This is a genomic window from Cupriavidus sp. GW823-FHT07B10, assembly GCF_058794355.1.
Genome location: NZ_JBXAGS010000016.1, coordinates 84,518 through 110,192, shown reverse-complemented (window position 1 = coordinate 110,192; position 25,675 = coordinate 84,518). Strand labels below are relative to the sequence as shown.

The following is a 25,675-nucleotide window of genomic DNA, read 5'->3' as shown; positions in this document are numbered from 1 at the left end:
GCAACGCCGTACGGGGCTGCCTCTTGTTTCCGTTACCGATCCTGCTTGCACTGTTTCCCGAGCCGCTGCGTCACTACGCCGAGGCCGTACGCATCGGCCCCACGACGTCCGATGACGTCATGCCCGCCGCGCTCATGTCCGCGCCGGCGGGCCGCGCCCCACTACGGCAGGCGCTTCACGCCATGGCCGTCCACTACGGTGGCGACGATGCGCGCGTGGCCGGCTCGGTCTGGGCGCGGCATTGCTTCTCCGCGCTGCTGCCTGGCACGGTGGCCGCCGCGGCGCTGGCGCACCACGTGCTGCCCTTGCGCGACACGGCCATCCGGCCCGATCGGCACGGCCGCGCCGTGACGTTGCTGCTGCCACACGCTGGCCAGAGGTTTGCCGGCGCGCCGCCGCAGCAGCGTTACGGCGCCCTGCTGGACGACCTGCTGTCACCGCTGATCGAAGCGCTGGCAGCGGCCAGCGGCGCGTCGCCGCGCCTGCTGTGGGCCAATGCCGGCGCTGTCGTCGCCGAGGTATTGCGCCACGCGCCCGCCCTGCTGCAGCCGGATATGCCGGCCACGGACGCCACGCTGGCTGCCGACGCGGCCTGGCTGATAGACACCCGCACCCGCCCCGACGGCCGCGACAACCCGCTGCATGCGCCGATGCGCGCGCACCGCGTGACGCAGGACGGCACCACCACCACGCTGTGGCTGCGCCGGCTGTGTTGCCTGCGCTACCGCTTGCCGGCCTTCACGCTGTGCGGCGACTGCCCGCGCCGCCTGCTGCGGTAAAGCCGTCGGCACCTAGGCCGCCAGCGCGCTGGCGCTGCCGTGCTCCACGCGCACCGGCACTTCGCCCAGCGTGGCGCCGGCCAGCGCCGGCAGCGCCAGCAGGATCGCCACGCACTGCCGGGTCAGTTCCTTCGCCGCGCTGTCGTCGAGCGCCGCCGTGTCGTACTCCACGCGCAGCGTCAGCGTTTCACGCGGAATCACGATGGCCGTTACCGGATAGCTCATCTGTCCGCGGTTATCGACATCGCTGAAGCGCAGCACGCCGCGCTGGGTTTCCCGCAGCGTGCTGTCGACCGGGTAGTTCTCGTAGATCAGCATGGTGTCGAACGGCGTGCGCGCGGCATCGTCGCTGCCGGCCGCCCAGCTCTGCAGCCACGCCGGCGGCGCATGCTCGATCTCGCGCAGCGCCAGGTTGTCGGCCTGCAGCGCCGGCAGCCAGTCGGCCACGCGCAGCGAGTCGGGCAGCGCCTGCACCAGCGGCAAGGTACTCGCGAGCAAGCCCATGATGTCTTCGATGCCGGGCAGCTCCGCCGAACGGCCCGAGCCCACCACGGCCATCCCCACCGTGCGCGCACCGGTGGCCTGGCGCAGCGCCAGCATCCATGCTGCCTGCACCAGCGTGTTGACGGTGACGTGCTGGCGGCTGGCGAAAGCGGCCAGCGTGCGCAGCGCATCGGCCTGCACCACGTGCTCCACCGCCCGGATCTGCTGCCCGCGCCGTGCCGGCGCGACCTCGCACGTGATGCGCACCGGTTGGCGTGCCAGCGGCGCCAGGCGCTCGCGCCAGCGTTGTTCAGGATCGGCGCCCAACTGCGCCTGCTGCCACGCCACGTAGCGGCGCAGCGACACCGCGGGCTGGGCCGGCTGCTCGCCGTCGTAGCCGCGCAGCACCTCGCCCAGCAGGCGCGACATGCTCCAGCCGTCCAGCAGCAGGTGATGCCAGGTCCAGAGGAAGCGCCAGCTGTGGTCGCCGATGCGCACCAGCGTCAGCCGCATCAGCGGCGCCTGGCCCAGGTCGAAGCCCTCGCGGAACTCGGCCTCGCACAGCGCCTGCCATTGGGCATCGTCGACGGCTGCGGCCGGGCGATGGCTGCGCTCGCGCCAGTCGTGGTGCCTGACCGGCAGCGTGGCCTGCGTGGGCACCACCAGCAGCGGCTCGGCCTCCATGCCCGCGCCCGCTTGCAGCCACGCCACCCGGGCCCGCAGCACCGGATGCCGCCGCACCGCGTCCTGCCACGCCGCGACCATGCGTTCCACGTCGAGCCCGTCCATGGTGGCCTGCACCTGCACGGTATAGGCCGGCGAGCCGGGATGCCGCGCGCCGTGCCGGATCATGCCGCGCTGCATCGGCGTGGGCCGCCAGATGTCCTCGATCTCGTCGGCACGCAGCGCGAGCGCATCCAGTTGCAGCTGCGACAGCGCGCTGGCCGGCACATCGGAGGGCGTCAGCCGCGTCACGGCCTGCGCCACGCAATGCCCGACCACCTCGCGCAGCGACTGCGCGATGCGCGCCATCAGCGCTTCGATGGTGGCCTCGCGGAACTGCGCGCCGCTGTAGGTGCAGCGGAACTGCAGGCGGCCGCCCTGGATCCGGCCGTCGAACGCCAGCGGCGCCGGCAAGGGGATGTCGTCGGAGACGCCACGACCGGTATCCTCCGCGGCGGCCTGCCAGCTGCCTTCGCCAAGGCTGCCGTCGAACTGGCCGAGGTAGTTGAACAACACCTGCGGCGCGCACGGCGGCAGCGCCGCAGGCGCGAGAGCGCTGAGCACGCCGTACCCCAGCCCTTGGCGCGGCACCGCGCGCAGCGCTTCCTTGACGCCGGCGATGGTGTCGCCAACGTCCGCAACGCTCGCCAGCCGGACCGGCCAGACGCTGGTGAACCAGCCCACCGTGCGGCTGAGATCGAGCGCGCTGCCGGCCGCCTCGGCTTCGCGGCCGTGGCCTTCCACGTGGATGCGGATGTCGTCGCGGCCAGCAAAGGCGCACAGCGCGCGCGCGAAGCCCGTCAGCAACAGGTCGTTGACGCCGGTGCGGTAGGCGGCATGGGCACGCCGCAGCAAGGCGTCAGTCGTGGCCGCGTCCAAAGCAAAGCTTGCCGTGCGGGGGCGCGCCGGTTCACCGCCCGGACCATCGCATGGCAATGACATCTGGTCGCGCGTGACGGCGCGCCAGTATTCGGCCTCGGGCGCGAACATGTCGCGCGCCGGCCCTGCCAGCGTGCGGCTCCATGCGGCATAGCTGGCGCCCACCGGCGCCAGCGCTGGCACCTGTCCCGCCAGCCGGGCGGCGTAGGCGGCCTGCAGGTCTTCCAGCACGATGCGCCATGACACGCCATCCACCACCAGGTGATGGCAGACCAGGAACAGCCGCTCGCTGCCATCGGCGACGCGCAGGTGCAGCGCGCGCAGCAGCGGGCTGCGGGCGATGTCCAGCCGGTCCTGCTCCGCATCGCAGGCAGCGGTGATTGCCGTGGCGTCCGGCACGTCGATGGTCGTCAGTGCGACCGCGGCCCCGGCCTCGGCGACGGCCTGCTGACGCCAGCCTTGGTCCGTGCGAGTGAAGCGGTAGCGCAACGCGGCATGGTGGCCGGTGACGTCCTGCAGCGCGGCCTGCAATGCCGGTGCGTCGATGGCCGACTGCGGGCGCAGCAGCACCGACTGGTTGAAGCGGTTGCGGCTGGCCTCGGCCAGCGGCTGCCCGAGAAAGGCCGCCTGCACCGGCGTCAGCGGCGCCGCGCCAGCGTCATCGTCATCGTTGGCCGCATCCTGCGCTGTGCCACCCACGCGCTCCGCCACCCGCGCCAGCGCGGCCACCGTCTGGTGCTCGAATACCTGGCGCGGCGTCAGCCGCCAGCCCTGCAAACGGGCGCGCGCGACGATCTGCAGGCTCAGGATGGAATCGCCGCCGAGCGAGAAGAAGTTGTCATGCAGGCCCACCTGCGCGATGCCGAGCACGTCTGCCCACACGGCCGCCAGCATCCGCTCCGCCGCGGACACCGGCGCGGCGTAGGCGGTCTCGGCCTGCCACTGCGGTTCCGGCAGCGCGCGCCGGTCCAGTTTGCCGTTGGGCGTGACCGGGAGGCTGTCGAGCTGCAGGATCGCGGCCGGCACCATGTAGTCGGGCAAAGCCGCCGCGAGCGCCGCGCGCAGGGCCTCGCACGATACCGCGCCCTGCTGCGCCACGACGTAGCCGACAAGCCGCGTGCCGGCGGACGTCTCGTGCGGCAGCACCACCACTTGCCGAACGCCGGGCTGCGCCAACAGGCGCGCCTCGATCTCGCCCAGTTCGATGCGGAAGCCGCGGATCTTCACCTGGTGGTCCTGCCGGCCGAGGTATTCGATGCAGCCGTCGGGCTGCCAGCGCACCAGGTCGCCGGTGCGGTAGAGCCGTCCACCGGGCGCGCCAAACGGATCGGGAATAAAGCGGTCTGCCGTCATGCCGGCGCGGCCCAGGTAGCCGCGCGCCAGCCCTTCGCCGCCGAGATAGAGTTCGCCCGGCACGCCCACCGGCACCGGCTCCAGCCGGCTGTCCAGCACGTACGCGCTGCGCGCCCCCACCGGCCGGCCGATCGGCGCATAGGCGCCGGTGACCTGGGCTTCCGCGTCAGCGGCCCTTGCCTTCCACACCAGCGGCGTCACCACCGTCTCGGTCGGGCCATAGCCGTTGATGATGTGCTGCGGCCGCAGCGCCTGCGTCAGGCGGGCCACGCCCGCCCGGGGCATGGCTTCGCCACCGAAGGAATACAGCCACAGCGGCGGCGGATCGCCCTGCGACTCGGCCCAGGCCGCGAGCTGGTGCAGGTAGCGCGGCGGAAAGCCCGCGTGCGTGACCGCATGGCGGCGCAGCGCGGCGTAGGTCTGCTCCACGCTCCACAGCGTGTCGTCACGCAGCACGATGCTGGCGCCGCTGGCCAGCGGCACCATCCAGCGCTCATGCGCGCCGTCGAAGCTGAACGACAGGAAATGCAGCTCGCGGCTGGTGGCCGTGATGTCGTAGCACTCGGCGGTGGTGACCACGTGCATTGCCAGCGGGCCGTGCGCCACCGCGACGCCCTTGGGCTTGCCGGTCGAGCCCGAGGTGTAGATGACGTAGGCAAGCTGCGCCGGGTGCACGGCAATTTCGGCATCGTGTTCGGGCCAGGATACGTCGGCGTCGTCATCGACCAGCAGCACCGGCAGGCCTTCTGCCACCGGGAAGGACTCGCGCAGCGCGCGCTCGGTCAGCAGCAGTTGCGGGGCGGCGTCCTCCTGCATGTCCAGCAGGCGCCGCGCCGGATAGGTTGTATCGAAGGGCACGAAGCAGCCGCCAGCCTTCAGCACCGCCAGCAGCGCCACGATCATGCGCGGCGAACGGCCCAGCGCCACGCCGACACGGCTCTCGGCGCCAATACCCTGCGCGACCAGCCGGTGCGCGAGCCGGTTGGCCTGGCGGTTCAACTCGCCGTAGCTGAGCGTGGCATCGCCGAACAGCACGGCCGGGGCCTCGGGCACGCGGCGGGCCTGGCCCGCCACCTGCACATGCACCGGCACGAACGGCGGTGCCGCGCAGCCGGGTTCGCTCCAGCGGGCCAGCGCGTCGCGTTCGGCATCCCCCAGCAGCACCGCTGCGGCGGACGTCGTGGCGGGATCGGTAGCGAACGCCTGCAGCAGGCGCCCATAGTGCCCCGCCATGCGCGCCACGGTGGCGGCATCGAACAGATCGGCGGCATAGGCGATCCGGCCGAAAAGGCTGCCATCGGGCAGCTCGGTGGTGGCCAGGCTGAGTTCGAAACGCGCGGTCGTCACCGGCAGTTCCAGCGACGTAACGCGCAGCCCCTTCAGCTGCGGCACCGCCGCAGCGCCAGCGGCGCGATGGTCGAAGGTGACGTTGAACAGCGCCGGCTGCGCCAGGCTGCGGCCGGGCTGAAGCGCTTCCACCAGCAGGTCGAACGGCAGCGCCTGGTGCTCCTGGTCCGCCGCTGCCTGCCGCGCCAACCGCGGCAGCAGCTCGGCAAACGGCTCGTCTGGCGCCACCTCGGCGCGCATCACCTGCATGTTGACGAAGCAGCCGACCAGCGCCTCGGTCTCGCTGCGTTGCCGGTTGGCCACCGGCACGCCGATGCAGATATCGGCCTGTCCGGTGTAGCGGTTCAGCAAGACCGCATAGGCGGCCAGCAGCGCCATGTTGAGCGTGGCCTGATGCGCGCCGGCAAGCGTGCGCAGCGCCGCGGCCACGTCGGCCGGAATGACGAAGGTGTGCTCGGCGCCCGCGCCGGTACGCGCCGCGCGGCGTGGCCGGTCGGCTGGCAGATCGAGTGCGGCGCCGGGCGCATCGCCCAGGCGTTCACGCCAGTAGCCGAGCTGGCGCTCGGCTTCGCCGGCGTCCATCCAGTTGCGCTGCCACGCGGCAAAGTCGGCGTACTGCACCGGCAGCTGCGGCAGTTCGGCCGGCGTGCCGGCGGCTTCGGCCGCGTAGCAGGCGGCCAGCTCGGCGACCAGGCGCACGATCGAGGCGCCATCGGCGACGATGTGGTGCAGCACCACTACCAGCACATGGGACTGGACGCTCTCGCGGATCAGCGCGACGCGCCACAGCGGTCCTACGGCGAGATCGAACGGCGCGTGGGCAATGCCGTCGATGGTGGTGTCCAGGCCGGCGGGATCGGCTTCCATCTCGACGAATGGCGGCGGCAGGCTGTCGTGCACCTGCTGGCGCGCCACGCCGGCAGCGTCGGTTGGATAGCTGGTGCGCAGCACCTCATGGCGCGCACCGATGCGATCGAACGCACGGCGCAGTGCTGCGGCGTCGAGCGCCCCTTCGAGCCGGTATGCGCCCGGCATGTGATAGGCGGTGCCGGCCGGATCGAGCTGCTGCAGGAACCACAGGCGTTGCTGCGCGTACGACAGCGGCAGCGCTTCGCTGCGCGGCGCGGGCACGATCGGCAGCGTGGAGAAGGTTACGCCTTTGTCGTGCAGCGCGGCCAGGAACGCCGTGCGCTGCGCTGGCGCCAGCCGGGCAAAGCGCGCGGCGACCTGCGCGTGCGCGGTATTCAGTGCATCTGACATGGGAGCGGTATCACGGTCAATGGATATCGGGGAGCGCTCAGGCGGCCACGGCAGCCTGCGGCGCCGCATTCAGCGCGGTGAGCGCGCGCGCGTCGAGTTCGCCCGCCGTCTCGCCGTGTTCACGCACGGCCGCGGCCAGCGCGTGGGCAGTCGGGCGGTCGAACACCACGCCCGGCGCGATCTCCACCTGCAGGCGCCGGCGCAGCCGCGCCACCAGCTTGATCACCAGCAGCGAATGGCCGCCGAGCGCGAAGAAGTCGGCGTGCGGGTCGACCCGCTCCTGCTCCAGCAGTTCGGCCATCAGCGCGCAGACCAGGGTCTCCACGGCATCCGCGGATGCCGTGGCAGCTTGCGGCGCCGCTGCGGCAATGTCGTCCGGCGATGCGGCCAGCGTGCGCAGCGCCGTGCGGTCGGTCTTGCCGTTCGGCAGCCGCGGCAGCGCAGGCAGCGCGATCAAGCGCGACGGGACCATGGCGTCGGGCAGCATGGCGGCAAGCGCGCGCCGCAGCGCATCCGTGTCGGCGGAGCCGGCCGATGCCGGCACGATGAACGCGCACAGCACGGCTGCGGCGCCGGGGCCGGGCGCGGCACAGACCGCAGCCTGCGCCACCGCCGGTTGGGCCAGCAACGCGGCCTCGACTTCCGCCGGCTCGACGCGGATGCCGCGGATCTTGACCTGCTGGTCGGCGCGGCCCAGCAGTTGCAGGCCGGCGGGGGTGGCGCGCGCCAGGTCGCCGGTGCGGTAGAGGCGCTGCCCTGCCGCGAACGGGTCGTCGACAAACGCGGCGGCGTCCAGGTCCGGGCGGCCGAGGTAGCCATGCGCCAGTTGCGGACCGCCGACGTAGAGCTGCCCGGCCACGCCGGCCGGGACCGGGCGCAGGGCATCGTCCAGCAGCCGCACGCGCGTCGCGCCCAGGGCCCGGCTGAGCGGCGCCGTGGCGGCGGGCCACGCCGGATCCTCCGCGCCGACCGCGTGGACCATGACGCCGATGGTGGTTTCGGTCGGGCCGTAGTGGTTAAAGATCCGGCAGTCCGGCGCGTGGCGGCGCAGCCCCTGCACCAGGCTGGCGGGCAAGGGCTCGCCGCCCAGGATCACGGTGGCGGGCACGGCCGGTGCATCCGTTTCCAGCAGCGCCGCCAGATGCGACGGCACGATCTTGATGGCGTCGACCTCGCGTCCACGCAGGTAACGAGCGAAGGCGGCGGGATGCGCCATGTCGTCATCGCTGGCCACCGCCAGGCACGCGCCCTGCCACAGTGCTGCGAACAGCGTGGTGTTGCCAAGGTCGGCCGCGACCGACGACGTCAGGCCGAGCCGCCGGCACGACGCCAGCGACAGCGCCTCGCACACCGCCGCGGTGTAATGGCTGATCTGCCGGTGGCCGACCACCACGCCCTTGGGCTCGCCGGTGGAGCCGGAGGTGAAGAGCACGTAGGCGGCGTCTTCCTGTGCGCTGGCAAATTCGCCATCAACCTGTGCGGTCTTGGCCAGCAGCGCATCGGCACGGATCACCGTGGCGTTATCGTGGGCAGCCTGCTGCGCGATGGTCAGCACCGGCGCCGACTGCGCCAGCACGCTGCGGCGGCGCGCCTGCGGCCACGCCGGGTCGAGCGGCACATAGGCCCCGCCCGCGGCCCATACCGCCAGCAGGCTCGCCACCAGCGCGCCGCTGCGCGGCAGCGCCAGCGCCACGCGCGTGCCAGGGCCGACGCCAAGCGCGCGCAGCCGTTGCGCGGCGCCTTGCACGGTGCGCTGCAGGCCGGCGTAGTCGAGCACCAGGTCCGCGGCATCGAGCGCGGGTGCATCCGGTGTCTGCCGGGCATGCTGCGCGATGCGTGCGAGCAGGGTCTGCCCCGCATCCACGGGCGTTTCGCCCGTCCAGCACTGCGGCACGCGCAAGGTATCGTCGGCAGGCCATGACAGCGATTCCAGCGGCGTGTCGAGCGCCGCAGGCAAAGTGCCTATCAGTGCCGCCAGATGCGCCAGCACCCACTGCGCAACGCGCGGATGCAGGACGCCTGCGCGCGCATGCAGCGCGAGCGCCGCCATGCCCTGCCCGTCATCGAGTGCCTCGCACACCAGGTCGAAGCCGGCCCATGCCGGGCTGGCCATCGCCACGCCGGCGGGCGGCAGCGGTGCTACCGCAAACCCGATACGGGGCGCGGCATCCCCGGGCTGCCAGGCTTCCTGCCACGCGGCGTGGCTGTCGAGCGCGGGCAGCCAGGCGCGCCAGTGCTCGGCCACGCTGCGCTGCGCGTCCCAAGCCACGCTGACCGGCAGCGCCTTGACGAATACGCCGGCGGCATCGGCCATCACGTCGTAGTCGCGGCGGCAATCATGCAGCCAGGCACCGCTGAACACCGGGTGCGCGCACAGGCGCGCCAGCACGGTCCACCAGGCCGCCTGCACCACGCGCTCGGGCGTGGTGCCGAACTGTCGTGCCGATGCGGCCAGCGCCTGCCGGTGCGCGCCATGCAGCGTGTGGCGCCAGGTGTCGCTACCTTGCGCGGCGGCGCTTCCTGCCAGCGCATCGGGGATGCGCAGCGGGGCCGGCAGGCCGGCGGCCTGCGCCTGCCAGTACGCGCGGCCGGCGCTGCCAGTGCCGTCTTCGCCCAGGCGCGCGCCTTGCTGCCAGTCGGCGTATTGCGCGTATTGCAGCGGCAATTCCTCATCGCCATCGATCCGTGCCGGCGCATCCAATGCATCGCGCATGTTTTCGGCAAGCTTCAGCACGGTGCCGCGGTCAGCCGCCAGCGGACTAACCAGCAGCCACAGGGTGGCGCCGCCCGCGGGCAGAGGGCTGATGCAGGCGCGCAGTACGTCGCCGGTGGCCGGGTCGAGCGCAGGCAGCGACGGCGCATCGCCGGGCACGGCGATGGCCGTGGCGGCACCGTTGGTGCCCGCCTGCGGCACGCAGGCCACCAGCTCGTTGCCATTGTCAATATATGCGGTACGCAGCGATTCGTGTCGCACACGCAGCGCCCCCAGCGCGGCATCCACCGCGGCAGGGTCGGACTGCCCGTGCAGAGCGATCCGCGCCACATGCGCACGCGGCCCCGGCGTGTCGCGCCATTGCTGCCATGCGGCCTGTTGTTCGGGTGTCGGGGTCCAGGCGGACTGCAGCTCAGGCATCGGCGTTCTCCTGCGGCACCGCGGCGGCATTGCCGTCGGGCTGGGTGCGGTCAAACATATCGCCCATCGCGACGACGATCTTGCGCGGGCCTTCATAGGGGTCGCGGGCGTGCGCGGCCAGCATGTTGTCGAGCATCACCACGTCGCCGCGCTGCCAGTCGAAGCGCACGGCGCAGGCCTCGTACAGTTCGCCTATCAGCTTCATCGCCTCGTCGGGAATCGGCGTGCCGTCGCCGAACATCACATGGCGCGGCATGCGTTCCAGCCCCACCATCTCGAGCAGGTCTTCACGCACGTCTTCCTCCAGGCACGACACGTGGTGCAGCTGCACCTGGTTGAAGAAGCTGCGCTCGCCGGTGACCGGGTGGCTGACGATGGCCGGGCACACCGTGCGGGTCTGCAAGATGTCGCCGTCCAGCCAGCGGCAGTCGATGCCGGCGGCGCGGCAGCGCGCTTCCACTTCAGCGCGGTCCTCGGTCTTGTAGAAGTCGCGCCAGTCCACGTCCAGCCGTGGCGTGAAGGTGCGCACATACATGAGCTGCCGGCTGGCGAACTCGGCGGCCAGCGCGGGCGGCAGGCGGCGCAGCAGTTCGCGGCAGTCGACGATGGGGGTGGCGCCGCCGATGGCGGAAGGCAGCTCGCAATAGAACCACTGCTTGCGCGGCCAGCGCTCCAGGTGCGCACTTTCGTTGTGGTACAGGATCATCTGGCGTTCGGGGTACGGCGTGGAGCGGTAGGTGTTGCGGCCGCCCTCCTTCTTGGGCAGGTCGCCGTAGCTGCCGTACAGGCCGGGATGCATCGCTTCGGCAAAGGCCTCGAAGGCCTGCGGCGTGGGGAGGTCGAAGCCGCGGAAGACGATGCCCGCGTGTTTATGCAGGGTGTCGGCGATCAGCCCGCGCGCCCGGGCGGCCCAGGCGACGGGATCCAGGCCGGGCGCCGCCGGCTCGATCACGATGGGAAAGACCTCACCGGCCCGCAGCGGGCGCAGCCGCACCTGGCTGGCCGGGTCGGCGGCGGACGGAACCGGAGTGGCGGGAGCGAGGGTGGCCGGGCGCGGCCGCGCCAGCGATTTGAGCTGGTCGAGCTTGGCCGCCATGCGCTGGCTGGTTTCCATGTTTCGGGACTCCTCGGGTTTCGGTTGGGTCGGGCGCGCGGCGCCCGGGACAAGTTCGGTGACGTGGTCGACGGGCTGGTCCGGCGCGCGCAGCAGCGCGTCCAGCGTGGCCAGCCACTCGCTGGCAAAGCGCGCCACCGTGGTCCGCTCGAACAACGCTGTGGCGAACACCCAGTCGCCGCGCAGCGCTGCGGCTCCCTGCCCGCCCTCCGGCTCGAGGAACAGCGCCATGTCGAACTTGGAATTGCGCTCCACTGGCGGCAGCATGTCGGCCTGCACGCCGGGCATGGCGAGCTGCCCGGCCGGCGTGTTCTGCAGCACGAACAGCGCCTGCACCAGCGGGTTGCGGCTGCGGTCGCGCGGTACGCCGGCGGCTTCGACGATGCGGTCGAACGGCAGGCCGTCATGCTCGAACGCGGCCAGCACGCCGCGCCGGCAGGCGGCCAGCGTGTCGCGGAAGCTGGCGCCGGCGACGCGCCGGGAGCGCAGCGGCAGCACGTTGACGAAGAAGCCGATCAGGGGCTCCAGCGCCGCCTCGTGGCGGCCGGCAACATCGGTGCCGAGCACCAGGTCGTCCATGCCGGTGACACGGTGCAGCCAGCACTGGAAGCTGGCCAACAGCACGACGAAGGGCGTGACCTGCTCGGCGCGGGCCAGCGCATGCACTTGTGCCATGCGCGCGGCACCGATATGCAGCGGCACGGCATCGCCTTCCATGCGCGCCACCGGTGGGCGCGCGCGGTCGGCCGGCAAGGCCAGCGCCGCCGGCGCGCCGGCGAGCGCGCCGCGCCAGTAGGCGGTCAGCTGGTCGAGCGCGGCGCCGCGCAGCCAGTCGCGTTGCCAGGCGGCGTAGTCGGCGTATTGCAGGGCCAGCGGCGGCAGCGGTGTGACCTGGTCCGGCGCCAGTGCGCGGCGGTAGCCATGGGTGATCTCGTCGACCAGCAGCCCGACCGACCAGCCGTCGGACACCAGGTGGTGCATCGCGACCAGCAGCACGTGTTCCTGCGGGGCGCAGCGCAGCAGCGTGGCGCGCCACAGCGGCGCCTGGTCGAGCGCGAAGGGCCGTGACGCGTGTTCACGCATGGCTTCGCGCAGCGCCGCGTCGCGGGTCTCGGGCGCGAGTGCCTGGAGGTCGGCCACCGGCAGGTCGATGCCTGCGGCAGCACCGATGCTGGCGAACGGTTCGCCGTCGTCGTCGGGATAGGCGGTGCGCAGGACCTCGTGGCGAGCGGCCACGGCGGCCAGGGCCTGGCGCAGCGCAGCGACATCCAGCGGCCCGCGCAGGCGCAGCGCGCCGGCCATGTTGTAGGCGGCACCGGCATTGCCCTGCAGGCGCTCGACCAGCCACAGCCGTTGCTGCGCCAGTGATACCGGCATGCGTGCAACGCGAGGCACGGGCACCAGCGCCGGGATCGCCGCCGCGGGCGCCGCCGTGGCCAGGCGCGCGGCAAAGTCGCGCAGCACCGGGGCTTCGAACACATCGCGCAGCGCGGCCTGTGCGTGGCCGGCGGCACGCAAGCGCGCGACCACGCGGGTGGCGATCAGCGAATGGCCGCCGAGGCGGAAGAAATGGCTGTCGCGGCCAACGCGCACACCGGGCAGCAGGGCCTCCCAGATTTCCGCCACGGCTTGCTCGACCGGGTTGGCCGGGGGATCGCCCTCCTCGCCGGCGGCTGCCACCTGCGGCGCGGGCAGCGCCTTGCGGTCGATCTTGCCGTTGGCGTTGAGCGGCCAGGCCGGCATGCGCACCCACGCGGCCGGCACCATGTAGGCCGGCAGCCGCGCCGCGACGCTGGCGGCTAGCTCGGCTTCCAGCACGGCCTGGCCGGCTCCTGGCTGCCAGTAGGCCGTCAGCCATTCGCTGCCGGCGGCCTGGTACACCGTCACCAGCGCCTGGCGCACGGCGGGATGCGCGGCCAGCACGGCCTCGATCTCGCCCAGCTCGATGCGGTAGCCGCGCAGCTTGACCTGGAAGTCCTTGCGGCCCACGTATTCCAGCACGCCGCCGGCCTGCCAGCGGCCGAGGTCGCCGGTCAGGTAGCGGCGGCTGCCCGGGGCGCCGGTCGGATCGGGCACGAAGGCGGCCGCGGTGCGGCGCGGGTCGGCCAGGTAGCCCCGGCCCACGCCAGCGCCGGCCACCGCGACCTCGCCGATCACGCCGGGTGCGGCCAGGTTGCCGTCGGCATCGAGCACCTGCAGCACGGCATTGGCGGTGGGACGGCCGATCGGCACGGTGTCGCTGCCCTGCCCCAGGCTATCGGCAGACAAGGGGTGGAAGGCCACGTCGTCCGAGCATTCCGCGGGCCCGTAGGCATTCATCAGCGGCACCGCCGGATAGCGCCCGAACCACGCGCGCGCGGTCGCGGGCGGCAGCGCCTCGCCGGTGGGCAGCACCCAGCGCAGCGCCGGCAGCGGCGCGTCGCGGCCCTCCGCGGCCTGGCAGTCCAGCACAGCTTGCAGCAGCGACGGCACCGGTTCGAACAGCGTGACGCCGCGCTGCGCGAGCAGCGCCGTCAGCGCGGACGGATCGCGCACCACGTCGTCGGCGACGACCTCCACGCGGGCGCCGAACAGCGGCGCGGCGAGCGCCTGCCATACCGAGATGTCGAAGCACGGCGGCGCGGTCTGGGCGATCACGTCGCCCTCGCCCAGCCCGAGCGGCACCACCTTGGCCAGCATGTTGTTGAGCATGCCGGCGCGCGTGACCATCGCGCCCTTGGGTACGCCGGTCGAGCCGGAGGTGAACAGCACGTAGGCGAGCTGGGCGGGGTGCGAGGATGTGGGCAGTGCCGTCGTTCCCGCGGCGGAGGCCTCTACGGCTGCCAGCGTCCGGGCGCCTGCGATCCCTGCCTCGGCGAGCGCGGCGGCGCCTGCAGCATCGGTCAGCACCTGCGCGGGGCGCGCCTGTGCCAGCACCTGCTGCCAGCGTGCCGGGGGATGGCTGACGTCAAGCGGCACCCAGGCCGCGCCTGCGCGCAGTATTCCGGCCAGCGCGACCAGCCAGTCGAGCCCGCGCGGCAGCAGCACTGCGACGACGTCATCCTGCGCCACGCCCGCGGAACGCAGGCCCCCGGCGAGCCGGCCGGCACGTTGCCACCAGTCGCCATAGGTCAGTGCGGTATCGCCGCAGCGCGCCAGCACGCGCTCCGGATGCGCGGCGACGCGGCGCGCCACGCGCTGTACGTAGTCGTCGTGCAGGGCTGCCTGCGAGACGCTGGTGTTATCGCTGGCGCCCCAAGCCTGCAGCCGCGTGCGCGTGGCGGGGTCAAGCAGATCGACGGCACCGACATGCGCCGCGCCCTCGGCCAGCGATGCCAGCGCGGCCGCGTACGCGTCCATCCATTGCGCGAGGCGTCCCGCCTCAACTCGGCCGGCATCGCAGGTGAAGCGGACGGTGAAGCGACGATCGGGCATCACTTCCAGCGTCAGGCCGTAGTGGGTCTGCTCGATGTTGTCGTGCTGGCGCAGGCGCAGGCACGCCACCTCGCGCGCCCGGTCGTTCAGGTCGGGCAGGTTCTGGAACACCATCAGCGTGTCGAACAGCGCGCCACCGGTACCGGCCTGCGCCTGGATCTCGGCCAGCGCGGCATGTTCGAACTCGCGCATGGCGACGCCGGCTTGCTGGGTAGCCTGCAGATAGTCCGTCACCGCCAGCGGGCCGCGCGGACGCAGACGCAGCGGCAGTGTGTTGATAAACACGCCCAGCATGCGCTCGGCGCCGTCGAGGCCCGGGGGCCGGCCGGCCGAGGTCACGCCGAAGACGATATCGTCGCTGCCGCAATGGCGCGCCAGTACGATGCCCCACGCCGCCTGCATCACAGTGTTGAGGGTGACGCGATGCGCGGCGGCCAGCGCGCGCAGGCTGGAATCGAGTCCGGCCGGCAGCACCAGGTCGCGGCACAGCGGCACCGCGCTGTGGTTCGCGGCCGCCGGCGCGATGCCCGGCAGCACGGTGGGACCGGGCAGGCCGGCGAAGGCCTCGCGCCAGAAGGCCTGCCGCGCCGTCGCGGGTTGCGCGGCGAGCCAGGCGATATAGTCGCGATACGGCCGGCGCGGCGCCGGCGCGTGGGCCGGATCGGCGTAGCGGGCCAGCGCCTCGTCGAGCAGTTGCACCGAGCCCCAGCCGTCGACGATCAGGTGGTGCCGGCTCCAGACCAGCCACCATCCCTGCTCGCCGGTGCGCAGCAGTGCCAGCCGCATCAGCGGCAGCGCAGCCGGGTCGAAACCACGCGCGCGGTCGGCGCGGCACCAGGCTGCCAGACGCTCGGCCAGCGCCGGGCCGTCTTCGCCGCGCCAGTCCTCGACGGCCACGGGCAGCGTGGCGCGGGCATGCACGCATTGCAGCGCGCGGTCGCCGCAACCGGCTTCGCCCGGCGCGATAAAGGTGGTGCGCAGGATCGGGTGGGCGTCGAGCAGCGCCTGCCACGCGGCGGCCATCCGCGCCGGGTCGAGCGGCCCGTCGATTTCCAGCACCAGTTGGTTGACATAGGCGCCGTTGCCGCCGTCGCGCAGGTGGTGGAACAGCAGCCCTTCCTGCAGCGGCGACAGCGGATAGGCATCCTCGATGCCGCCCTGCGCGGCGCGCAGGCGCTCCAGTGCTGCCGCGTCGCGACCGCTCAGCGCAAATGGCTGTGCCACGGCCGGCGTCTCAGCGGGAGCGGCGGCAGGTTGTGCGCGCGCGGCGAGATGCGCCGACAGGCGCGCCAGCGTCGGGTGCGCGAACAGGTCCCTGGGCGCCAGCATCAGCTGCTGCGCGCGGGCCTTGGCCACGATCTGCAGCGCCAGGATGGAATCGCCGCCGAGCGCAAAGAAGTCGGCGTCGCGGTCGATCTCGTCGCGCTGCAGGATCTCGCGCCAGAGGGTGCGCAGCGTCTGCTCGATGGCAGCGGTTGCGTCGGCCGGTGCGGCGCCCGCGCGCAGTGCGGCGGCCAATGCCGAGGGCGTGGGATGGGCGAACAGCAGCTTGGGGGTCAGCGCCAGACCGGCCTGGCGCGCTTGCGCGACCAGTTGCAGCCCGAGGATGGAGTCGCCGCCGAAGGCGAAGAAGTTGTCGTCGGCGCTGACGGCATCGCGCCCGAGCACGCTCGCCCACAGGCGCGCCAGCGTAGCCTCGGTGTCATCCTGCGGTGTAGCGCGGACGGGCGCGGCGACCTCATCGGGCACCGGCGGCAAGGCCTTGCGATCGACCTTGCCGTTGCGCAGCCGCGCGAAGGCGTCGCACTGCACGAAGGCCGCCGGCAGCATCGGCGCCGGCAGTGCGGCAGCCATGGCGGTGCGCAACGCGGCCAGGTCGAATCCGTCGGCGGGCACGAGATAGGCGACCAGCCGCAGCCCTTCGCCTGCGGGCGAGGGCTGCGCCAGTACCACCGCATCACGCACGTGCGGCGCCTGGCGCAGCCAGGCTTCGACTTCGCCGGGTTCGACGCGGAAGCCACGGATCTTGACCTGGGCATCGGCACGGCCGAGGAAGACGATGGCGCCGTCATCAGTCATGCGCACGCGGTCGCCGGTGCGGTACAGGCGGCCGCCGGGCTGGAAGGGATCCGGCACGAAGCGTTCGGCGCTCAGCGCCGGGCGGCGCAGGTAGCCGCTCGCGACGCCGGCCCCGCCGACGTAGAGCTCGCCTGCCGCGCCGCGCGGCACGGGATTCAGGTGCCGATCCAGCACGTAGGCGCTGACGCCGGGCAGCGGGCGGCCGACCGGAATCGCACCCTGCGCTCCGCCCGATGGCACCGCGTGCGTCAGGCAGCCAACCGTGGTTTCGGTGGGCCCGTAGTGGTTGACCACGCGGCAGGCCGGATGCAGCGCCTGCACGCGCGCCACCAGCGCCGCATCCAGCGCCTCGCCGCCGAACACCAGGCATTGCCGCGGCACCAGCCGCGCCGGATCGGCGACGGCCAGCAGTGCGCGCAGGTGCGAGGGCACGATCTTCAGGCAATCGACCGGCCGCGCCGCCAGCGCGCTGGCGAGGGCCTCGGGGTCTTCGCCCAGCCCATCGTCCAGCACGCGCAGCGTGTGGCCGCCCAGTAGCGCGCCGAACCAGGCGGTGTGGCCCAGGTCCGCTGTCACGGAGGACAGCGACGCCATCGACGATCCCGCCGGCAGGGCCAGCGCGTGCAGCACGCCAGCGGCGTAGTGCGCAAGGTTGCCTTGCGTCACCACCACTGCCTTGGGCGTGCCGGTCGAGCCGGAGGTGTAGATCAGGTAGGCCGGCTGGGCGGGCACGGCAGCGGGCCATGTCGCCGGGAGGGTTGCGGCATCGACTTGCAGGGATGCGGCATGCCAGCCGGCATCGGGCAACACGTCCGCCAGCCACTGCGGCTGGCCCCCCTCGCCCACTACCGCTTTCAGGTCCGCATCTGCCGCCAGTTGTGCCAGCCGCGCGGCGGGCATGGCTGCGTCGAGGCACAGGAACGCGGCGCCCGCTTTCCACGAGGCGAGCATGGCCACGGCCATGCCGGCGCCTCGCGGCAGCAGCAGGCCGACCACGTCGCCGGGGCGCACGCCACCTTGCTGCAATCGCGAGGCAAGCGCGTCAGCGCCGGCGTCGAGCGCACCGTAGGACAACTGCGCATCGGCAGCGTCTACCGCGAGGCGCTCCGGATGCGCGCGCACGCCGGCCTCGAAGGCCGCCAGCGCGGTGGCGTGGACCTGCGTTGCGGCACCACTGGCCTGCGCATGCGAAAGCACCGCCGCATCGAACAAGGACAGATCACCGACACGCACTTCGGCGTTGTCGAGCACCACGTCCACCGCAACCCGCAGCGCCGCGATCAGCCGCAGCACGGCCTCCGGGGCAAAGCGGTCAGCGTCGTAGCGCCACTGGCCGCGCAGGCGTTCGCCTTCGTCCTGCCAGCGCAGGTTCATGTCGTTGGCCGCGCCGCGCTGCGTGGCCAGGTATTCGCGCACCAGGTAGCGGCCCAGCACCTTGCGCGGACCCACTGGCACGAAGGTCGTCATATGCCGGAACAAGGGCCCCAGGCTGCGATCCGCGCCGCCCATGCGCGCCAGCGGATATTGCTGGTGGCGCAAGGCGCCGCGCATCTGGCGGGCGCAGTCGCGCACCACCGTGGCAAAGACCGGGTTGGCGGAGAAATCCGCGCGCAGCGGCACGGCGTTGAGCGTATAGCCGATCAGGTCGGCATGTTGCGCGCCGGAGCGTCCGGCCGTGGGCGTGCCGACGAGGAAGTCGTCCTCGCCGCTGGCCCGGTGCAGCACGGTCTTGAACAGCGCCAGCATCACCACGAAGACGCTGACCTCGAGCCGCGCGGCCAGGTCGCGCAGGCCCTGCGTCTGTTGCGCCGTCAGGTGGAATTCAATCTCGGCGCCGCGCAGGCGGGGCTCGACAGCGCGCTCGCCGGCCAGGGCCGGCGCCGCGGGCGCGTCCTCGAGTACGCTGTCCCAGAAGGCGCGCAGCGATGCACCACGCGGCCCCGCCAGCAACTGGCGCTGGCGCACCAGCCAGTCGCGGTAGCGGCCCACCTGCGACGCCATCGGCGGACTGGCCGGGTCCTTGGCACGCAGCGCTTCGTAGGTCGCAAGGATCTGGTCGCAAACCGTCTCGAAGCCGAGATAGTCGCCGGCGATATGGTGCATGCCGGCACACATCCACATGCGCTCGGTGCCGTCGGCCTGGCGCGAGACCAGGAAGCGGAAGCGGCAGACCTGGCCCGCGTCGGGGTCGAACGGCTCGTCCGCTTCGCGCTCGAACCAGGCCATCAGATCGGCCTCGGCAAGGCCGTCGACGCGCGTCAGCGAAACCTCGGCTGCAAAGCCGGCCGGCCGTGCCATCACGATCTCGCCGTCCTCGTCCAGGTAGGCGCTGTGCAGCGCCTCGTGGCAATCCACCACATGGCGCGCGGCCTGCTCCAGCAGGTCGAAGCGCAGCCCCGGCGCCAGCTCGATCGTGAACACCATGTTGTACGCGGCGCTGTGCGGATGGCGGCGATGGAAGGCCAGCAGCGCCAGTTGCCCGGGGCCGGCGGGATAGCGGTCGAAATAGCCGGGATGCGCGGCCAGCCAGGCATCGGCCTCGGCGGCGCGCGTGGCGAGCAGCGCGGCCGCGGCGTCCAGCGCCTCAGCGCTGGCGGCGCAGTCATCGGCCACGCGCCAGCGCCCGTCCAGCAGGCGCAGGCGCACGCCATCGGCGCGCAGAGTTCGCATCAGGGCGCCGGTTTCTGCCGGCAGGGAAGCTACGGAAGACGACATGGCGAAAACGTTGGAGATGACAAGGCCCTGGCCCGCAGGGCGGCCAGTGGGCATCGGGACGGCGGCGGGATCAGCCCAGGCCGGGCGGCGCGGGCTCGGCCATGGCGACGATCACGCGGCGCGGGCCGCTGAAGGTGCCGCGCCCGTGGGCGGCCAGCATGTTGTCGAGCATCAGCACATCGCCCTGCTGCCAGGGGAAGCGCACGGTGCAGTCGTCGAGGGTGGCGCGGATGGTGGCAAGGGCGTCGTCCTCCAGCGGCGCGCCGTCGCCGTAGACGACATTGCGCGGCAGTTCGTCGACGCTGCCGACCACGGCGAGCAGGGCCTCGCGCACGTGGGGCGCGAGCCCCGAGACATGGAACAGGTGGGCCTGGTTGAACCACACCATCTCGCCGGTCACCGGATGCCGCGCGACGGCCTGGCATAGCTGGCGCGTGCGCAGCTCGCCGTCGGCCTTCCATGCGAAATCGATCTGCTGGGCGCGGCAGAAGCGCTCCACCTGCGCGCGGTCATCGGTGTTGAAGGCGCGTTGCCAGCTCAGGTCGAGGCCGTTGCCGTAGTTGCGCACGTACATCAGGCGGCGCGCGGCAAAGCGCTCGCGGATGACCGGGTCCAGGCGCTGGTAGACCAGCCGGCTGTCGGCGATGGGCGTCTCGCCTCCCGTCTCGCTCGGCTGCACGCAATGGAACCAGATCTTCATCGGCCATTGCAGCGTGTACGACTGCTCGTTATGCAGCGGGATGACCTGGTGCGCCGGGTATTCAGTGGAGGTATAGACGCCCTCCTTCACCTGCGAGCGCGGCGTCGAGCCGAACTCATAGCTCAGCAGCGGATGGCCGAAGGCGCTGGCGAACGCGCGGAAATCCGAGTCGTCGTCAAAGCGGAAGCCTCGGAACAGCACGCCGCCGACGCGCGGTAACTGTTCCGCGGCGATCGCGGCCATGGCGCCGAACTGGCGGCGCCAGTCGGTGTCGCCGTCGGGCGTGACCACCAGTGGCAGCGCGCTGTGCGCAAACATCGGCGCGGTGCGCGGCGCGCCCGCCTTTGCTGTCGATGCGGTGGCAGCCGTGCCGGGGCCGCTGCGATGGTCCGCATGGAGGTCGGCGATGGTAGCGGTCGTGTCCAAATCCATATCCCTGTTGCCTCGCTGGGTTCGTTCGCGCTTGCCGCACGGCGCCGGAAGGCGTTGCAGCGGGGCCTGAGGCGGGAGGGGCGCGGCCACGCGAACAATGTCTGCACATTGGATGGAAGGCGAGTCTACCGGAAATATTTACGAATGGAAATACAAATCATTATCATTTACGATGTAGCCTTCGACGTTTTTGTTGTCTTCAACGTTTTCCTTGCCGGCGCGGCGCCGACTGCGACGGCAACTCAAACCACCTGAAGGAGCACAGCCATGAGCTGGGATCATCCCGACACGCGTTTCCACGTCGTCCGCAACGATGAAGGCCAGTATTCGATCTGGCCCGACTACAAGCCCGTACCGGCAGGATGGGCCAGCGTGGGCTTCCAGGGCAGCCGCGACGAGTGCCTGGCGCATATCGAGACGGTCTGGACCGATATGCGTCCGCTGAGCCTGCAGCGCGCGCTGGCCGGCGCATGAGCCCCGCGCAGCCGATGCGCGATCCCTGGTACGCCTTGATGCCGGGCCGCAGCGGCCCGGCTGCCGGCGATCGCGTGCGCCTCTATTGCCTGCCCTACGCCGGCGCCGGCCATACCGCGTACCACGGCTGGCGCGCCGCGCTGCCCGCCGCGATCGAGCTGGCGCCGGTATGCCTGCCCGGACGCGGCACGCGCACGGCCGAAACGCATGGCGCATCGATCCATGCGCTGGCCAGCGCGCTGGCCGCGTCGATCGCGCGCGCGGCCCGAGCCGAAGCGCCGCGCTTTGCGCTGTTCGGCCACAGCATGGGTGCGCTGCTGGGGTTCGAGACCGCGCGCGCGCTTGAAGCCGTGCATGGCCTCTCCCCCGCCGCGCTGGTGGTGTCCGGGCGCGGCGCTCCCGCGCTGCCGTCGGCTCGGCCGCCGTTCAGCAGCCTGCCGGACGGCGCCTTTGCCGACGTCATCGCCGCCATGGGCGGCATGCCGGCCGAGATCCGCGAAACGCCGGAAGCGCTCGCCTTCTTCCTGCCCGTGCTGCGCGCGGATATCGCGTTGTGCGAGGCCTGGCGCTACCGTCCGGGCCCGCGGCTGGGCTGTCCGGTCACAGTGCTCGGCGGCAGGGACGACGTCCACGCCCCGCCCGCGATGCTGGCCGCGTGGCGCGACGAGACCCTGCACGACTGCAGCCACCGGCTGTTCGCGGGCGGGCATTTCTTCCTGCACGAGGCGGCGCAGGACGTGCTGGACACCATCACGGATGCCGTGCTCGGTTCCACGATGCGCGCCACCAGAGACCACGGCCATGCGCTCGCCTGACATGGCCGCGCCAGCGCACGGCGAGATCCAGGTCTGGCACGTGGCAGTCGACGCTGCGGCAGACCTGTCGGCGCTGTCGGCAAGCGAACGCGCGCGCGCCGCCATGTTCCGGCAACCCGGCGACCGCGCCCGCTTCACCGCGGCCCGCTCGGCATTGCGGACACTGCTGGGCCTATACCTGGGCGTGTCGCCCGACGCCGTGCCGCTGGTCGCCAACGCGTTCGGCAAACCCACGCTTGGCGGCCATTGCACCACAGCCCTGCAGTTCAACGTCAGCCACAGCGACGCACGCGCCGCAATCGCCTTGTCATGCGCGCCGGTCGGGATCGACATCGAAGCCTGGCGTGCGGACATGACGTGGACAGCCTGGCACGACAGCGCGGCCGTGGCCTGCAACCCCGACGAAATGCGCTGGCTGAGCGCGCTGGCGCAGCGCCAACCGCAGGATGCCATGCTCGCCTTCCTGCGCCTGTGGACTGCCAAGGAAGCGTGCAGCAAGGCCGTCGGCACAGGGCTGTCGGCTGCGCCGCAATCGGTGCGCGTGGCGCTGCCGGCGTGCGCTGCCTGCGTGCCGCCGCTGGCGCGCGCCGGGGCCGACCTGCGCGTCTGGCATATCCACGATGCATGTGGCCAGCCCGATCACGACACCCGCTACGTCGCGAGCCTGGCCACGCCAATGGCCGCCGCGCGCGTCGTGCACCGGCAGTATCCGCCGCGCGAGCTGCCCCCGCGCGCGGGCCAACCCACCTTGCCCGGTCTCGATGCCGGGCCCCGCAGTCAACGTCCCTGTTCAACGCCCCCGTTAGGAACGACACCATGACGCCTCCCTCGCTCGCCACGCATGCCCACGGCCAACCCGCGCCGTTCTCGGCTGGCGCCTTCGTCCGGCAAGCGCCCATCCGGCTCGACGACAACCCCTACCTGCAGCGCCAGTCCGCGCGCGAGTCCAACGCCCGCTCCTATCCGCGCCGCATCCCGCTGGCGCTGGAACAGGGCTATGGCGTGTATTTGCGCGATACCAGCGGCCAGCTCTTCATCGACTGCCTGGCCGGCGCCGGCACGCTGGCGCTCGGCCACAACCACCCGGCAGTAGTGCGCGCGCTGCGCGACACGCTCGACAGCGGCCTGCCGCTGCATACGCTGGACCTGGCCACGCCGGTCAAGGACCGCTTTATCGACGACCTGTTCGGCCTGCTGCCGCCCGAGTTCGCAGCGCGCGCCCGTATCCAGTTCTGCGGCCCGACCGGCGCCGACGGCATCGAGGCAGCGCTCAAGCTGGCCAAGACCGCCACCGGACGCCATACGGTGCTGAGCTTTGCCGGCGGCTACCACGGCATGACGCACGGCACGCTGGCGCTGATGGGCAACCTCGGCCCCAAGGCGCCGCTGGGTGCGCTCGGCGGCAGCGTGCAGTTCCTGCCCTACCCGTATGACTACCGCTGCCCGTTCGGCCTGCGCGGCGACGCCGGCATCGACGCGGGCCTGCGCTATATCGAGCAGATGCTGGCCGACCCGGAGTCCGGCGTGCTGCCGCCGGCGGCGGTGGTGGTGGAAGCGGTACAGGGCGAAGGCGGCGTGATCCCCGCGCCCGCGCGCTGGCTGCGCGAACTGCGCCGCATCACGCGCGAGCACGGCATCGCGCTGGTGCTCGACGAAGTGCAGACCGGGCTCGGCCGCACCGGGCGCATGTTCGCGTTCGAGCATGCCGGCATCGTGCCGGACGTGCTGGTCCTGTCCAAGGCGATCGGCGGCAGCTTGCCGATGTCGGTGGTGATCTACGACAGCGCGCTCGACGCGTGGCAACCGGGCGCGCACGCCGGCACCTTCCGCGGCAACCAGCTGGCGATGGCGGCGGGCTCCGCCACCATCCGCACCCTGGTTGCGCAAGGCATCGTCGCCCATGCCGAGACCATGGGCCAGCGCCTCGCCACGCGGCTGCGGCAGTTGCATACCGCGTGCCCCGCGATCGGCGAAGTGCGCGGGCGCGGCCTGATGATCGGGGTGGAACTGATCGACGAACGTGCCGAGGCCGATGCGGTGGGCGCCTACCCGGCCGACGGCACCTTCGCGCGCACGGTGCAACGCGAATGCCTGCAGCGCGGGCTGATCGTCGAACTGGGCGGACGCCACGGCGCCACGGTGCGCTTCCTGCCACCGCTGGTCATCGGCGAGACCGAGATCGACCTGGTGGCCGAGTTGTTTGGCGACGCAGTCAGCGCGGCGCACAAGCAATGCCGCTGAGCGCTTGCGCGCCGTTCCGCGGTGGCCGGGGCCACCGCGGAACCAGCTTCAGGACGCGTCACCGCGCAGCATCTCGCGCAGCCGGAATTTCTGGATCTTCCCGGCGGGCGTGGCCGGCAAGGCGTCCCGCACCACGAGCTTCTCGGGGATGTACTGCAGCGCCATTTTCTGCGCCTTGAGCCAGTCCACCATCGCCGCCTGGTCGAACGGCTGGCCGGCGCGCGGTACCACGAAGGCGCAGGCGCGCTCGCCCAGGCGCTCGTCGGGATAGGCGACGATGGCCACCTGGGAGACCGCGGGATGGCGGTACAGCAGGGTCTCGACCTCCAGCACGGGGATGTTCTCGCCGCCGCGGATGATCACGTCCTTGCTGCGCCCGGCGATGCGCAGGTAGCCGCTGGCATCCAGCCGTGCGAGGTCGCCGGTGTCGAACCAGCCGTCGGCATCGGTGCCGTTGAGCTGCGGGCGCTTCAGGTAGCCACCGAAGTTGGAACAGGCGCGCACCAGCAGGCGGCCGGTTTCGCCGGGCGGCACGTCGGCGTCGGTGCCGTCCACGATGCGTATTTCGACGCCTGGCAGCGGGCAGCCGTCGGTGGTCGAGGCGCGCTCGTCGCTGTCATCCGGCAGCGTGGTGGTAACCGCACCGTTCTCCGTCATGCCCCAGGCCGATACGATCTTCGCGCCGAGCGCCTCGCGGGCGCGCTCGACCAGCGCGCCGGGAATCGGCGCACCGGCGCACAGGAAGATGCGCAGGCTGGGAACCGGCGTGCCGGACTCCGCCACCACACGCGCCAGATCGGTCAGGAACGGCGTCGAACCCATGGTGAAGGTCACGCCCTCCTCGCGGATCAGCGCGGCCGCGCGCGCCGGGTCCCAGATGTCTTGCAGCACAGCATGCGCCCCCAGCAACACCGGCATCAGCAGTCCATACATGAAGCCGGTCTGGTGCGCCATCGGCGACGCCATCAGCACCACATCGTCGCTGGTCAGGCGCAGCCGTTCGGCGTAGGCGACGATGTTGGAGAACAGCGTGTTGGCGCTATGCATCACGCCCTTGGGCTCGCCGGTGGTGCCGGAGGTGTAGATCAGCTGCGTGACGTCGTCCGGGCCGGGACAGCTGCGCAGCAGGATGTTGGCGGCATCGGGCTCATATTCCCAGGCGGGACCGCTAAGCAGTGCTTCAAAGCTGTCCGCGCCATCACCGCCGGCAACAACGATGTGGCGCAGCGCCGGCAATGCCTCGCGCAAACCCTGCAGCATCTGGGCATGGCCGAAGCCGCGGAACAGCTGCGGCACCACCGCCACCTTGCATTGCGCATGCGCCAGCATGAACGACAGCTCGCGCTCGCGGAAGATCGGCATCAGCGGGTTGAGCACCGCGCCCAGCCGCGAGCAGGCGAGATACAGCACAGTCAGGTGCCAGCCGTTCGGGAGCTGGCATGACACCACATCCTGCGCGCCGATGCCGAGGCGGCTGAGACCCATCGCTACCCGGTCCGCCATCCGGGCCAGTTCGCGCCAGGTGAAGCGTGTCATGCTGCCGCTGTCGAGGCTCAGCGCGGTCAGCGCTGGGGCGTCGGGCCGGTCGCGCACGCAGGCGGCCAGGTAGTCGTTGACGGTGCGGTCATGCCAATGCCTGGCGGCAATGCTGGCGGCACGGCGCGGCGCGATCAGTACGGCGTCGAAATCCATGGGTGTCTCCTCTTTATCGGACGGCTCGGCGGTCGTGGCGCC

10 protein-coding genes are annotated in these 25,675 nt (G+C 72.0%); 5 read left to right on the top strand and 5 right to left on the bottom strand.

The features are described 5' to 3' along the window. Positions 1-23: 23 nt before the first annotated feature. Complete coding sequence (gene fhuF / locus AC1Q6V_RS26610) at positions 24-779, top strand: siderophore-iron reductase FhuF (RefSeq protein ID WP_454750916.1); 756 nt, start codon at positions 24-26, stop codon at positions 777-779. A 12-nt stretch (positions 780-791) separates the two neighbouring features. Here the strand turns inward: fhuF and AC1Q6V_RS26605 are convergent, their stop codons facing one another. From AC1Q6V_RS26605 to AC1Q6V_RS26590, 4 genes are all read right to left on the bottom strand, one after another. Continuing rightward, on the bottom strand, positions 792-6,824 hold the full coding sequence (locus tag AC1Q6V_RS26605) for a non-ribosomal peptide synthetase (RefSeq protein WP_454750917.1): 6,033 nt from the start codon (positions 6,822-6,824) through the stop codon (positions 792-794). Between the two features lie 37 nt (positions 6,825-6,861). Next, entirely contained in the window at positions 6,862-9,957 is a 3,096-nt protein-coding gene (locus AC1Q6V_RS26600; protein WP_454750918.1) for a non-ribosomal peptide synthetase, read from the bottom strand. Further along, positions 9,950-19,234 carry a non-ribosomal peptide synthetase gene (locus AC1Q6V_RS26595; RefSeq protein WP_454750919.1) on the bottom strand — a complete coding sequence of 3,095 codons (9,285 nt, stop codon included), beginning with the start codon at positions 19,232-19,234 and terminating at the stop codon, positions 9,950-9,952. Before AC1Q6V_RS26595 ends, AC1Q6V_RS26600 begins: the two co-directional genes overlap by 8 nt. Before the next feature lie 115 nt (positions 19,235-19,349). Further along, on the bottom strand, positions 19,350-20,297 hold the full coding sequence (locus tag AC1Q6V_RS26590; protein WP_454750944.1) for a TauD/TfdA family dioxygenase: 948 nt from the start codon (positions 20,295-20,297) through the stop codon (positions 19,350-19,352). A gap of 381 nt (positions 20,298-20,678) precedes the next feature. On the opposite strand from AC1Q6V_RS26590, the gene AC1Q6V_RS26585 reads away from it, so the two are divergent. The 4 genes from AC1Q6V_RS26585 to AC1Q6V_RS26570 are packed head-to-tail and all read left to right on the top strand — an operon-like array spanning position 20,679 to position 23,941. Beyond that, a complete protein-coding gene (locus AC1Q6V_RS26585) occupies positions 20,679-20,885 on the top strand; it encodes an MbtH family protein (protein ID WP_010810192.1) in 207 nt (68 codons plus the stop codon). Next, a complete protein-coding gene (locus tag AC1Q6V_RS26580) occupies positions 20,882-21,700 on the top strand; it encodes a thioesterase II family protein (protein ID WP_454750920.1) in 819 nt (272 codons plus the stop codon). The genes AC1Q6V_RS26585 and AC1Q6V_RS26580 overlap by 4 nt, the downstream gene beginning before the upstream one ends. Continuing rightward, positions 21,687-22,520, top strand: a complete 834-nt coding sequence (locus AC1Q6V_RS26575) for a 4'-phosphopantetheinyl transferase family protein (RefSeq protein WP_454750921.1) — start codon at positions 21,687-21,689, stop codon at positions 22,518-22,520. Before AC1Q6V_RS26580 ends, AC1Q6V_RS26575 begins: the two co-directional genes overlap by 14 nt. After that, positions 22,517-23,941: a diaminobutyrate--2-oxoglutarate transaminase gene (locus AC1Q6V_RS26570; protein WP_454750922.1), complete on the top strand. Its 1,425-nt coding sequence runs from the start codon at positions 22,517-22,519 to the stop codon at positions 23,939-23,941. Before AC1Q6V_RS26575 ends, AC1Q6V_RS26570 begins: the two co-directional genes overlap by 4 nt. A 48-nt stretch (positions 23,942-23,989) precedes the next feature. Here AC1Q6V_RS26570 and aliA read toward each other — a convergent pair whose 3' ends face one another. Continuing rightward, positions 23,990-25,633, bottom strand: a complete 1,644-nt coding sequence (gene aliA / locus AC1Q6V_RS26565; RefSeq protein ID WP_011617413.1) for a cyclohexanecarboxylate-CoA ligase — start codon at positions 25,631-25,633, stop codon at positions 23,990-23,992. Positions 25,634-25,675 lie beyond the last annotated feature (42 nt).